The organism is Caballeronia sp. PC1 (assembly GCF_021353155.1).
GTDB classification, from domain to species: domain Bacteria; phylum Pseudomonadota; class Gammaproteobacteria; order Burkholderiales; family Burkholderiaceae; genus Caballeronia; species Caballeronia cordobensis.
The window spans coordinates 1,708,219-1,720,135 of the sequence record NZ_JAJUBH010000002.1 but is presented as its reverse complement, the minus strand read 5'-3'; the positions used below and the strand labels follow the sequence as shown (position 1 = coordinate 1,720,135).

At 64.4% G+C, this 11,917-nt stretch carries 12 protein-coding genes; 4 read left to right on the top strand and 8 right to left on the bottom strand.

The genetic code is table 11. The features are described from left to right. Window positions 1–21: 21 nt before the first annotated feature. Both LY284_RS38965 and LY284_RS23900 read right to left on the bottom strand, forming a co-directional pair. Window positions 22–351 carry a hypothetical protein gene (locus LY284_RS38965; RefSeq protein ID WP_304503014.1) on the bottom strand — a complete coding sequence of 110 codons (330 nt, stop codon included), beginning with the start codon at window positions 349–351 and terminating at the stop codon, window positions 22–24. 98 nt (window positions 352–449) lie between these two features. Continuing rightward, on the bottom strand, window positions 450–773 hold the full coding sequence (locus LY284_RS23900) for a hypothetical protein (protein ID WP_053569882.1): 324 nt from the start codon (window positions 771–773) through the stop codon (window positions 450–452). Between the two features lie 84 nt (window positions 774–857). On the opposite strand from LY284_RS23900, the gene LY284_RS39310 reads away from it, so the two are divergent. Together LY284_RS39310 and LY284_RS23890 are read left to right on the top strand one after the other, a co-directional pair. Further along, window positions 858–1,652, top strand: coding sequence for a hypothetical protein (locus LY284_RS39310; protein WP_233388176.1), 795 nt, complete (start codon window positions 858–860; stop codon window positions 1,650–1,652). Window positions 1,653–1,827: 175 nt separating this feature from the next. Next, window positions 1,828–2,331: a DUF962 domain-containing protein gene (locus tag LY284_RS23890; protein WP_233388175.1), complete on the top strand. Its 504-nt coding sequence runs from the start codon at window positions 1,828–1,830 to the stop codon at window positions 2,329–2,331. On the opposite strand, the gene rarD is transcribed toward LY284_RS23890, so the two are convergent. Next, the gene (gene rarD / locus LY284_RS23885) at window positions 2,328–3,305 is read right to left on the bottom strand and encodes an EamA family transporter RarD (RefSeq protein ID WP_233388174.1); all 978 of its coding nucleotides are present in this window, start codon (window positions 3,303–3,305) and stop codon (window positions 2,328–2,330) included. The genes LY284_RS23890 and rarD overlap by 4 nt on opposite strands. A gap of 384 nt (window positions 3,306–3,689) precedes the next feature. Between rarD and egtD the strand changes: the two genes are divergently transcribed. After that, complete coding sequence (gene egtD / locus LY284_RS23880) at window positions 3,690–4,658, top strand: L-histidine N(alpha)-methyltransferase (RefSeq protein ID WP_233388173.1); 969 nt, start codon at window positions 3,690–3,692, stop codon at window positions 4,656–4,658. Here egtD and LY284_RS23875 read toward each other — a convergent pair. From LY284_RS23875 to LY284_RS23855, 5 genes are read right to left on the bottom strand one after another with little or no spacing between them, the layout of a single operon-like run. Continuing rightward, complete coding sequence (locus LY284_RS23875) at window positions 4,655–4,951, bottom strand: acylphosphatase (protein WP_014251634.1); 297 nt, start codon at window positions 4,949–4,951, stop codon at window positions 4,655–4,657. The genes egtD and LY284_RS23875 overlap by 4 nt on opposite strands. A gap of 43 nt (window positions 4,952–4,994) precedes the next feature. Further along, complete coding sequence (locus LY284_RS23870) at window positions 4,995–6,134, bottom strand: hybrid sensor histidine kinase/response regulator (protein WP_233388172.1); 1,140 nt, start codon at window positions 6,132–6,134, stop codon at window positions 4,995–4,997. Window positions 6,135–6,156: 22 nt separating this feature from the next. After that, window positions 6,157–6,762, bottom strand: coding sequence for a chemotaxis protein CheB (locus tag LY284_RS23865; RefSeq protein WP_231927783.1), 606 nt, complete (start codon window positions 6,760–6,762; stop codon window positions 6,157–6,159). A 2-nt stretch (window positions 6,763–6,764) separates the two neighbouring features. Next, window positions 6,765–7,601, bottom strand: coding sequence for a protein-glutamate O-methyltransferase CheR (locus LY284_RS23860; protein ID WP_077158038.1), 837 nt, complete (start codon window positions 7,599–7,601; stop codon window positions 6,765–6,767). A gap of 16 nt (window positions 7,602–7,617) precedes the next feature. Beyond that, on the bottom strand, window positions 7,618–10,734 hold the full coding sequence (locus tag LY284_RS23855; RefSeq protein WP_014251630.1) for a response regulator: 3,117 nt from the start codon (window positions 10,732–10,734) through the stop codon (window positions 7,618–7,620). A 171-nt stretch (window positions 10,735–10,905) separates the two neighbouring features. Here LY284_RS23855 and hpnA point away from each other — a divergent pair, with 171 nt between their 5' ends. Continuing rightward, on the top strand, window positions 10,906–11,913 hold the full coding sequence (gene hpnA, locus LY284_RS23850; RefSeq protein ID WP_233388171.1) for a hopanoid-associated sugar epimerase: 1,008 nt from the start codon (window positions 10,906–10,908) through the stop codon (window positions 11,911–11,913). Window positions 11,914–11,917: the final 4 nt, after the last annotated feature.

Here is an 11,917-nt window from a genome sequence, read left to right as displayed (position 1 = left end):
CACCGCCGGGCTGACATCGCATCAATACGCCTTGTGCGTGCCGGTTCCGTTCGACTTCATGCCGCCCGAGTTCATGTCGCCGTTATTCGGCACGCTGCGTTGCACCGTGCCCTTGTCCTGGCCCATGCCATTGGTGGCGTCGTTGCTCATGCCGCTCTTCGCGCCGGTGCCCGTGGTGCTGTCCGCCGCGCCGCCCATGCCGGTGGCGCCGCCCTTGCCACCCGCAGCCGACCCCGCCCCCGACGACCCATTGCCGCCCGCGCCCATCGAGCCGCCTGCCTGCGCATAGACGCCGCCCGACAAGCCCAACACCAGCGCCGAAATCACCAGCTTCTTCGTAGTCGCGTTCATCGCACGTCTCCAGAGTTTGCCTGCCGGTCGCGGCAACGTATCGGATGCGACGACCGTGTGCGGATTAGCGCAAGCGACGTGCCGCATCCGGCATCGAATCAATAGCCGCAAGGCACATAGGCGCGACGATAGTTGTCGTAGCAATAGCCAGGCGGCTGCGCCGGTTGTGCGTAGACCGGCTGCGCGTACTCAGGCTGTTCATAGACGGGTTGCGCATAGGCCGGTTGCGCGTACACCGGCTGTGCATTCGCGACCGACGTCACCAGCGCACCCAGCACCGCGCCGCCGATCAAGGCACCGACGATCGCGCCGCCATCGCCGCCACCACCGTGATGGCCGCCGCCGCCGTGTCCATGCGCCGATGCCTGGCCGGCCATCGTCAGACTGCCGATCATCGTCAAGACAATTGCTGCGCGTTTCATGAGTTTCTCCATTTCCCGTTTGGCCGGGTTTATGGAAGTCATCTTAAGCAACCGGCTAAGAAATAACTGCTGCAGTTGGTAACTGTGCATTTCAACGATTACAAATGCGGCGTTGGAAATCCGCTAAAAGAAAATTCGATTCGGATACCGAATTACCCTAAGGCGAGTTACAAATGGATGCGAATTCGCGAAATCGTAACAAGCTTTTCGCTGCGGCCGGTAATGCGGATCGCCTTGCGCGAACGGCTCAGCCGCTTTTACCGTACGCCGTTTCATTTGCTCGCCACTGGTTACGCTTTGTCACCAGAAGAACGTCAACTATATCGACGGACACGGCGTTTTCATCCTCAGCGCGGCGCACTGCGCCTCGTGTCCTTATTAAAAGATCCAAGGGAGTTTCAAACCATGAAGAAGATCGTCGCTGCTCTCGCATCCGCCATGCTTGTCTCCACCGCATTCGCGCAAACCGCCACCACCGATGCCGGCAAAGCGCAACTGAAGGCCAATAACGAAAAGGCCGAAGCCCAGGCGACCGCCAACAAGAAGAAGGCGGAAGCGCAGCACGATGCCGCGAAGGCGCAGGCATCGGCGAACGAGGACAAGGCATCGGCGCAAGCCGACGCCAACAAGGAAGCCGCGAAGGTAGCGCAGGCGACCACGCCGGAACAAGCTTCCGACGCCCGCAGTGATGCCGCCAAGGCACAGGCGAAAGCCGACAAAAAGAAGCACGCTGCGCAGACGAAGGCCGACAAGAAGAAGCACGAGGCATCGAAGGATGCCAACGTGGCGCAAGCGAAGGCCGATAAGGAGAAAGTCGAGGCACAAAGCGACGCTAACAAGGCGGCGGCCGATGCGAAGGTAGACGCGGCGAAGAAGTAAGGGAGGCCGGCGTCATCGCATCGCGCACCGGGCACGCTCGATAATCAACCGGTGCGTTCCACAAGGCGAGTCTTCGGGCTCGCCTTTTTACTTTCGACTAAAGGAAATGCTCTAGTTGCGTGATCGGCGCGCGGCTTATCATGGGTGAAACATAAAAAGAAGGAGACGCCCCGCCATGCGCACGCTGACCGATCAGTTGTCGCAGTACGCCGCTTATCATCGCGACAGGCGCAATATCGCGACGCACTTCGTCGGCATTCCTCTGATCGTGCTCGCCATAGCCGCATTGCTGAGCCGGCCCGCGTGGCCCGTGTTCTCGGGCGCGTTCATGCTCACGCCGGCCTGCGTGCTGTTCGCGCTCGCCACGCTCTATTATCTCTGGCTCGACGTGCCGCTCGGCATCGCGATGGGTATCGTGTCGGCTGCGAGCGCGGCGTTCGGGCGGTGGGCCGCGTCGCAGGTCACATCGACATGGCTTGCCATCGGCATCGGCTTTTTCGTGATCGGCTGGGTGTTTCAGTTCGTCGGACACGTGCGTTACGAGCATCGCAAGCCCGCGTTCGCCGACGACATCATCGGGCTATTGATCGGGCCGCTTTTCATTCTCGTCGAGCTGCTGTTCGGGCTCGGTCTCATGCGCGGCCTGCGCGATGCGATCGACGCGCGCGCCGTGCGTTAATCGACGCGCTCGATCTCCTCCGCCACCGTTTCATGTTCGACGCTCGCGTGATGCTCGCTTATCGGCAAGGCCTGCCTGCGCGAACGTTCGCGCATCAGGAGCCGCGCGCTGTGCACGCCCGTCAGTACGACGGCGATCCAGATCGGCACATACGTTCCCAGTTCACGCAATGAAAATGGCTCGCCGAGCAAGAGCACGGCGACGCCGACGAGCAGCACCGGCTCCACGTAACCGAGAATGCCGAACAGCGCGATCGGCAGATGACGGCTCGCGCGCAGATACGATGCGAGCGCGATCGTGCTCAGCGCGCCCAGCCCCGGCAACAGCAGCAGCCAGAGATGCGGCTCGCCCGCGACTTCCGCGAACGAGCCGCGCACGAACAACATGATGGCCGCGACGGGCGCCATCAACATGATTTCCACCGCGAACGACACGAGCGGATCGGCATTGAGCTTGCGCCGCAGCATGAAATACGGCGGGTAGCCGAGCATCACGACGAGCGTCGGCCATGCGAACGCATGCGTGACGATGAGTTCGTGCGCCACGCCGGCGGACGCGGCGGCGACGCCCGCCCACTGGAAAGCATCGAGCCGCTCGCCGTAATGGAAGCGCCCGAGCAGCACCATCGCGAGCGGCAAGAGAAAATAGCCCAGCGACACTTCGAGCGCCCGCCCGTGCAGCGGCGCCCAGAGAAAAATCCACAACTGCACGCCGAGCAGCGCGGCGGCGGCGGCGAACGCAAGCAGCAGATGCGGCGTTTTGGCGAGCTTCGCGACGAGCGCGCATAATTGCGGCCAGCGTTTTCGCACGGCGACGAGCGCAAGCGCGCCGGGCAGCGTCCACAAGATGCGCCAGGCGAAGATGTCGAGGCCATCGAGCGGCGCGAGCCATTTCGTATAGCCGGACATGAGCGCGAAGAGCGTGGAAGCCGCCACGGACAGCGCGATGCCGCGCCCCAGATCATGCTGATTCATCGAAAAAGAAGCGCCCTCGCGCGAAAGTGAATGCACGCCGATCGAAACGGCGAGAGCGCATTCTAATCGCAGCGCGAGCGTCTTTTTCAAAACCCGCTTCACACACGATTCGCCGGCGTGCGCGCTTCTTGCTTGTCAGACGCGTCGCATTTCGACGTGAACTTCATCGCGTGAACGCCGTCTCACGCGACTGTCTTTAGCCGGTCACGATGATCGGCGACCCTTGCCGGTCCGGCGCGCGATTGGCCGGTCCGGTCCCGAAGTCCGAGCGGCAGCTCGCGCGTTTCCTCCGCCGCTCACGTCATTGCATCCGCAGCAACACGCGCCGTGCCCTCGTTTTTCGCTGAAGGCACGCGAAGAAAACGCCGCATCGATGGAGACGTCATGACTCAACCTGCCTTGTCGCCCCGCTTCGCCAACGCCTTCGCGGAGGCCGTGTACGTAGGACTCAGCAAGCGCCCGCAAAAAGAACTGCCCTCGATGTATCTGTATGACGAAGTCGGCTCGGCCCTCTTCGAAGTCATCACCGCGCTGCCCGAATACGGGGTGACGCGCGCCGAAGAACGCGTGCTGAAGGATCACGCGACGGATATCGTCGCGGCCTTGTCAGGCGAGATACAAGTGGCGGAACTGGGCAGCGGCAGCGGCCGCAAGACGCGCCGCATTCTTGAGGCGCTGTGTAAAAAGCAGCCCACCGCTTACCATCCGATTGAAATTTCTCGCACCGCGCTGCAGTTGTGCCGGCGCGAACTGAGCGACATCGAACGCGTGTCGATCGTCGGACATGAGCGCGACTATCTCGCGGGCCTGTCGGAAGTGAGCGCGAGGCGCAAGGATGGCGAAAGGCTGCTCGTGCTGTTTCTCGGCAGCACCATCGGCAATTTCGCGCGGCTCGCCGCGACCCGCTTTCTGCGCTCGATTCGCGGCATGCTCAAGCCCGGCGATGCGCTTCTGCTCGGCACCGATCTCATCAAACCGCTGCCGGTGCTGATCGCCGCGTATGACGATCCGATCGGCGTCACGGCCGCGTTCAACCTGAACATGCTCGCGCGCATCAATCGCGAGCTGGGCGGCGATTTTCCGCTCGATGCCTTCGAGCACGTCGCGCGTTTCAATCCGGATGCGCGCAGCATCGAAATGCACCTGCGCGCGAAGCGTGCGCTTTCCGTGCGCGTGCGCGAGGCGGACTTGCGCGTGGATTTCCGCGAAGGCGAGACGATCTGGACGGAAAGCAGCCACAAGTACGCAGCCGAGGAAGTCGCGCCGATCGCCGCCGACGCGGGCTTCGAATGCACGCACCAGTGGCGCGACGAGGAATGGCAGTTCGCGGAGAGCTTGCTGGTCGCGCGTTAGTGCTGCTCGAAGCGCTCGTAGCGTTTTTCGACGTGGCGCTCTTCGCTGTGAAAGTCGGTGACGCGGGCATGCGGCGGCCCGCGTCGCAGCCATTCGAGCATGAGATCGACCTGATTGGCCGCGCCCTGCACGACCGCTTCGACCGAGCCGTCGTCGAGATTGGCGACCCAGCCGCGCACGCCGAGCGCATGCGCCTTCCTGACCGTGTGATGGCGAAAGCCCACGCCCTGCACGACGCCGCGCACGCGCACGTAATAGGTTTCGATTCTCGTATCCAGATCCGGGCCTGGCATTGCGGACTCCCTTCGTTCGTCGTTCATAGGCCGCATTGTAGATTCAGCTCAGCCTGAACGGCTGCGCCCCGTCCGCGCGCTCGCCCGGGCGCGGGTGAAACACGCGCGGCAGCGTCACTTCGAAGGTCGTGCCGGCTTCGGCCGTCGAGCGCACCCTGACGTCGCCGCCGTGCATCTGCGCGATCTCGCGCGTGATGTAGAGCCCGAGCCCGAGGCCGCTCGATTCATGCTGACGCCGGCCCGAACGATACGGCGCGAAGATCGTCGGCACCACGTCGGCGGGAATTTCGCCGGCGTTCTGCACGCTGATGGTCACATCGTCGGCATCGCCCTGAAGGCGCACCTGAATCGCCGAGCCTTCGAGCCCGTGCTGCAGCGCGTTGCCGATGAGATTCGAAAAGACCTGCGAAAGCAGATCGCCGTCGCCTTGCAGGAGCGTGTCGCCCTGACGCAGCACGAACACGCGCCCCTTGCCGACGCGCGCCTCGTATTCGTCGACGATATTCTTCGCGAGCGTCATCAGTTCCACCGCGCGCGGCTGCAGCGTGACGCGCCCGCCGCGCAGGCGCGCAAGGTTCAGCAACTGATCGACCATGCGCACCATGCGCATGCCGCTCGACTTGATGCGCTCGCCGATATTCGCGACGTTCTCGTCCTTCACGAAGCGCGACAGATATTCCGCCGACGCGATCACCGCCGAAAGCGGCGTGCGCAGATCGTGTCCGAGCACGGCCATGAGCATTTCGTTCGCATCGAGCAGTTGCTGCACGGTCGCGAGTTGCGTCGCGAGCTGTTGCTTCTGCCGCTCCATCTGGATGAAGACATCGACCTTCGAATTGAGGATGCGCGAATCGAACGGCTTGTAAAGAAAGTCCACCGCGCCCGCTTCGTAGCCGCGAAACGTGCGGTTCGTGTCCTGCGCCGTGGCCGTGAGAAAGATGATCGGCACGTGCGCCGTGCGCGGGCTGCCGCGCATCAGTTCGGCGAGCTCGAAGCCGTCCATGCCGGGCATGTTGACATCGAGAATCGCAAGCGCAACGTCGTGCTTGAGCAGCAGTTCGAGCGCGGCCGGCCCCGATTCGGCTTTCAGCACCGACAGATCCGGCCGCGCGAGCGATGCTTCGAGCGCGGTGATGTTATTGCGGATGTCGTCGACGATCAGCACGTGGATGGGTTGCGTCATCTGGTGACTCCTTGCCTTCTTTTCATGGCTGGCGGCGGATGCATTGCGAAAGCCGCATCGTCATTGCGTCCAGCGTCAGTACTTCGTGCACCGCGCCCTCCGCGATCGCCGCGAGCGGCATGGCGGGCGACGGGGCCGTCGTCGGGTCCTGCGCCCAGCATGCGCCGCCCGCATCGCGGATCGCACGCGCGCCGCGCGCGCCGTCGTCGTTCGCGCCCGAGAGCACGATGCCGAGCAGCCGCTCGCCGTAGGCATGCGCGGCGGATTCGAACAGCACGTCCACCGAAGGCCGCGAGAAGCGCACCGGCGGATCGACCGAAAGCGCGATCGACGGCGCCTCGCCGCCTTCCGCCTCCACGAGCATGTGATAGCCCGCCGGCGCGAAATAGACGGTGCCGTGCGCGATCTCATCCTTGTCGAACGGCTCTTCGATGGGCAAAACGCAGCGCGTCGCGAAGAGTGCCGGCAAGAGGCTCGGCTGGCCCTGCCGCACATGCACGACGATGAGCACCGGCGGCGCGAACGCCTTCGGCAGTGCGGGCAACAAGTGGCTCAACGCATCGACGCCGCCCGCCGATGCGCCGATCACGACCGCTCCGATGTGCTGCATGCCGATAGTGTCGAACATCGTCACACCTTCTGATAAAGGCGCTCGCGCGGATTGAAGTCCGCGAAGCGGTCCGCGTACTTCGAAAAGCGCAGGCTCTCCTTGCTGCCGAGACCGAGAAAGCCGCGCCGCACGAGCGAATCGCTGAACAGGCCGAGCGCGCGGTCCTGCAGCGCGCGATCGAAATAGATCAGCACGTTGCGGCACGACACCAGATGCGCTTCCAGAAACACGCTGTCGGTGGCGAGCGAGTGATCGGCGAACACCACGCGCGACTTGAGCGTCTGCGAGAACTTCGCCGCGCCGTAGGCCGCGTGATAGTAGTCGGACAGCGAGCGCTTGCCGCCCGCCGCGAGATAGTTCTGGCTGAAGCCCGCCATGCGATCGAGCGGATAGATGCCGCCCTCGGCCTGACGCAAGGCTTCGGCGTTGATGTCGGTCGCATAGAACACGGTGCGGTCCGCGATCTTCTCCTCCGCGAAGAGCACCGCGAGCGACCACAGCTCCTCGCCGCTGCTGCATCCCGCGACCCACACCTTGATCGACGGATAGGTCTGCAGAATCGGCACGACCTGCTCGCGGATCGCGCGAAAGTACTGCGGGTCGCGAAACATCTCGCTCACCTGCACCGTCAGGTACTGAAAGAGCCGCGCGAAGAGCGCCGGATCGCGCAGGATGCGCTCCTGCAAATGCGAGAGCGTCGGCAGGCTGAAATCGTGCACGGCCTGCGCGAGCCTGCGTCTGAGCGAACTCACGGAGTAATGCCTGAAGTCGTGCTGATAGCGCAGATAGATCGCTTCCAGAATCAGCTTCAGTTCGATGTCGAACGTGTCGTCTTCGTCGTGCCGGCTGTCGTTCATCTGAGAATCGGTCCGTTCATCGCTGCCGCAGCCACACACGGCACAGCGACACGAGCTTATCCACGTCGATGGGCTTCGATATGTAATCGTCCGCACCCGCCTCGAGACATTTCTCGCGGTCGCTCGGCATCGCTTTCGCCGTCAGCGCGATGATCGGCAGGCGTGCATGCTCCGACTGCTTGCGGATTTCGGTCATCGCGGTCAGGCCGTCCATCTCGGGCATCATCACGTCCATCAGCACGAGGTCGATGTCGTTGCGGCGCGCCAGCGCTTCGAGCGCCTCGCGGCCGTTGCGCGCGATTTCGAGCGTCGCGCCCAGCGGCTCGATCACGCGCGACAGGGCGAAGATGTTGCGCACGTCGTCTTCCGCGAGAAGAATCGTGCGCCCTTCGAACACGTCGTCGCGCTGGCGGGCCGCGCGCAGCATGCGCTGCTGTTCGGGCGGCAGCGCGCTTTCGACGCTATGCAGGAAGAGCGTGACTTCATCGAGCAGGCGCTCCGGCGATTTCGCTCCCTTGATGATGATCGATTTCGAGTAGCGGCGCAGGCGCTGCTCTTCTTCCTGCGACAGCAGCCGCCCCGTGTAGACGATCACCGGCGGCGACGCGTGCCCGCCGCTCGTCGACACGCGTTCGAGCAGTTCGTAGCCGGAGCCGTCGGGCAGCGCGAGATCCATCACGACGCAATCGAACACGCCGCGCTGCATTTCCTCGATGGCCTGCGCAATCGATCCCGCGCCGACGATCGCCACGGTGTCGCTCGCGAGCAGCGCGTGAATGCTCTGGCGCAGCGCCGGATCGTCCTCGACGACGAGCACGCGCCGCATGCCCTGCGCCGAGCGCGCTTCGAGCTTGCGGATCGCGAGGGCGAGTTCGTCGCGCGCGCTCGGTTTCAGCGTATAGCCGATCGCGCCGAGATGCAGCGCGACATCGGCGTGATCCGTCGCGGAGACGATGTGGATCGGAATGTGGCGCGTGAGCGGATCGTGCTTGAGCCATTCGAGCACCGTGAGGCCCGACTGGTCCGGCAAGCCGATATCGAGCAGGATGCCGTTCGGCTGCAGCGAGCGCGCGAGCTCGACGCCCTGCGTCGCGGTGGCCGCGTGCACGCAGTCGAAATCGAGCTCGTGCGCGAGATCGTAGAGGATGCGCGCGAACGGCTGATCGTCCTCGATGACGAGAATCACGCGATCAGGACGCTTGCGCTCGGCGCGGTCGTCGGCGATGGCCACGGGCTCCGGCAACACGACAGGCGGCGCAACGGGAAGCGGCTGGGGCTTGACCGCCACCGGCTCCGGCTCGCTCGTCTGGCCGATCGCTTCGAGCTTCGCGGTGACGACGCCTTCGCGCGCGGCCACCGGCAGCGTCACGGAGAACACGCTGCCGTGCCCCAGTTCGCTCGACACCGCCACCGAGCCGCCGAGCAGACGCGAGAACTCGCGCGAAATCGACAGGCCGAGCCCGCTGCCGCCGTATTTGCGGCTCGTGGTGCCGTCGGCCTGCTGGAACGCCTGGAAGATCATGTCCTGCTTCTCGCGCGCGATGCCGATGCCCGTATCGCGCACTTCGAAGCGCAGCGCGTTGTCGCCCGCGCGGTGCGCCGCGACCGTCACGCGGCCGCGCTCGGTGAACTTGAACGCGTTCGAGAGCAGATTGCGCAACACCTGCAAAAGCCGCTGGCTGTCCGTGACGAAATAGTCCGGCACGTTCTCCCCGTGCTCGGTGACGAATTCGAGCCCCTTGCTTTCGGCGACCGGCGCGAAAGACTGCCTGAGCGCCTGCAAGATCGAATCGACGGACGTGGGCGCGAACTGCACGTCCATCTGTCCCGCCTCGACCTTGGACAAATCCAGAATGTCGTTGATGAGCGCGAGCAGGTCGCTGTTCGACGAATGGATCGTCGCGGCGAAACGCACCTGCTCGTCGGTGAGATTGCCTTGCTTGTTGTCCTGCAAGAGCTTGGCGAGAATCAGCGAACTGTTGAGCGGCGTGCGCAACTCGTGGGACATGTTCGCGAGGAACTCCGACTTGTACTGGCTCGCGCGCTCCATTTCCAGCGCATTCGCGGTCAGTTCCTGCTGCACCTGCAGGAGTTCGGACTTCTGCCGTTCGAGATGCTGCGTGTGCTCTTCCAGTTGCACGTTGGTCTGTTCGAGCTCGGCCTGCTGCTGTTCGAGCCGCGCCTGCGAGTCCTGCAACGCGCGGCCGCGCTCTTCGAGCTCCTCGTTCGAGACCCGCAGCTCTTCCTGCTGCACCTGCAATTCCTCGCTCTGGCGCTGCGTCTCTTCGAGCAGTTCGACGAGACGCGCGCGATAGCGCGCGGAGCGCATCGCCATGCCGATCGGTTCCGCGGCCATGTCGAGCAGCGCGCGGGCGTCGTCGAACCGGCCTTCGTCGCCGACAAAGCCGAGTTCGATCGCGCCCGCGGCTTCGCCATCGGCAAAAAGCGGCGCGATGACGACGCGTGAAGCCTTCGCGGAGCCGAGCGCGGAACCGGTTCGCAGATAATGCGCGGAGGCATCGCGCAGTTCGAGCACGCGTTCGTCGGCGAGTGCCTGGCCGACGAGCCCCTCGCCACGCGCGATCGTGCGCGGCGCGCTGTTTTCGTCCGGCAGCGCCCACGCCGCGACGCGCGCGAGCGCATCGCCTTCGAGCGCGTAGACCACGCCGACTTTCGCCTCCAGGTACGGCACGATCGAACGCAGGATGCTCACGCCGATCGAAGCCGGAGACTGTTCGCCGCGCAGCTTCACGCTCAATTGCACGATGCCTTGCTGAAGCCAGGTCGTGCGTTGTACGGCGAGCCGCGATTTGATATATAGATGCGCCACCGCCGCGAGCGTGAGCAGCACGACGATGCCCATCGCGCGGTTCACCTGGAGCACTTCGCGGCTCGCGTCCGGATCGAGAGGCGACAATGCGTAACCCGCGACCATCAGCACCGCGGAAGCGCCCGCGGTGACGATCGGCACGGCGGGACGGTCCACCCAGACGCACAGCACGACCGGCAGCAGATAGAAGACCCAGATCGCGACGCGCATCGGCGTGAGCACGTCGACGGCGAACACGACGGCGAGCGCGATCGCAATGGCGAAGTAGATCCAGGAGATGAGGTTTCGAGTGTCTTGAGGCATCGTTGACCGGTTATGTTCATGTTTTGCGCGCCCGCGCGCGACGGCAGGCAGCGACCTTAGCATGAGCCGCAAGTCCTTGTCACATCGGGCTTTGCAGCCGATCAGCGCATGCGTTTTCGCGCGGCAGTTGTTACGAAAGACCGTCGCGCCAGCGTTTTCATCGAGGTAAGAATGACTGATTTTTCCGGCTCTCGCGTGCTCGTCACGGGCGCCTCGGGGTTCGTCGGGTCCGCGGTCGCGCGGCTCGCCATCGCACGCGGTTTCGATGTGCGCGTGCTCGTGCGCAAGACCAGCCCGCGCAAGAACGTCGAATCGCTGAACGCGGAGATCGTGGTCGGCGACATGCGCGACGAAGCGTCGATGCGCGCCGCGCTCAAGGGCTGCCGCTTCCTGTTTCACGTGGCGGCCGATTACCGCATCTGGGCGCCCGATCCGTCCGAGATCGAGCGCGCCAATCTCGAAGGCACCGAAGCGACGATGCGCGCGGCGCTCGCCGAAGGCGTCGAGCGTATCGTGTATACCAGCAGCGTCGCGACGCTGAAGGTGACGAATTCAGGCGCGATCGTCGACGAAACGAAGCCGTCCGATCCGCAGAGCACGATCGGCGCGTACAAGCGCAGCAAGGTGCTGGCCGAGCGCGCGGTCGAGCGCATGGTCGCGCAGAACGCATTGCCGGCGGTGATCGTCAATCCGTCGACGCCGATCGGCCCGCGCGACGTGCGTCCGACGCCGACTGGGCGCATCATCGTCGAGGCGGCGACGGGCAAGATTCCCGCGTTCGTCGATACGGGCCTGAACCTCGTGCACGTCGATGACGTCGCGAACGGGCATTTTCTCGCGCTGGAACGCGGCAAGATCGGCGAACGCTACATTCTCGGCGGCGAGAACCTGCCCTTGCAGCAAATGCTCGCGGACATCGCCGGATTCGTCGGGCGCAAGCCGCCGACCGTCAAGCTGCCGCGCGGGCCGCTCTACCCCGTCGCGATCGGCGCGGAACTGTTCGCGAAATTCAGCGGCAAGGAGCCGATGGTGACGGTCGACGCGCTGCGCATGTCCAAGAACAAGATGTGGTTCACGTCGGCGAAGGCGGAGCGCGAGCTCGGCTACGCCGCGCGACCGTACCAGGAAGGGTTGCGCGACGCGCTGGAATGGTTCCGCGCGAACGGTTATCTCGCCTAGTGAA

What these genes read in the sequence shown, in the direction of transcription:
- LY284_RS23900 (WP_053569882.1), bottom strand. Translation starts at nt 773, where the DNA reads ATGAAACGCGCAGCAATTGTCTTGACGATGATCGGCAGTCTGACGATG.
- LY284_RS23865 (WP_231927783.1), bottom strand. Translation starts at nt 6,762, where the DNA reads ATGTTCGACACTATCGGCATGCAGCACATCGGAGCGGTCGTGATCGGC.
- LY284_RS23890 (WP_233388175.1), top strand. Translation starts at nt 1,828, where the DNA reads ATGCGCACGCTGACCGATCAGTTGTCGCAGTACGCCGCTTATCATCGC.
- LY284_RS23875 (WP_014251634.1), bottom strand. Translation starts at nt 4,951, where the DNA reads ATGCCAGGCCCGGATCTGGATACGAGAATCGAAACCTATTACGTGCGC.
- LY284_RS23860 (WP_077158038.1), bottom strand. Translation starts at nt 7,601, where the DNA reads ATGAACGACAGCCGGCACGACGAAGACGACACGTTCGACATCGAACTG.
- hpnA (WP_233388171.1), top strand. Translation starts at nt 10,906, where the DNA reads ATGACTGATTTTTCCGGCTCTCGCGTGCTCGTCACGGGCGCCTCGGGG.
- LY284_RS38965 (WP_304503014.1), bottom strand. Translation starts at nt 351, where the DNA reads ATGAACGCGACTACGAAGAAGCTGGTGATTTCGGCGCTGGTGTTGGGC.
- egtD (WP_233388173.1), top strand. Translation starts at nt 3,690, where the DNA reads ATGACTCAACCTGCCTTGTCGCCCCGCTTCGCCAACGCCTTCGCGGAG.
- rarD (WP_233388174.1), bottom strand. Translation starts at nt 3,305, where the DNA reads ATGAATCAGCATGATCTGGGGCGCGGCATCGCGCTGTCCGTGGCGGCT.
- LY284_RS23855 (WP_014251630.1), bottom strand. Translation starts at nt 10,734, where the DNA reads ATGCCTCAAGACACTCGAAACCTCATCTCCTGGATCTACTTCGCCATT.
- LY284_RS23870 (WP_233388172.1), bottom strand. Translation starts at nt 6,134, where the DNA reads ATGACGCAACCCATCCACGTGCTGATCGTCGACGACATCCGCAATAAC.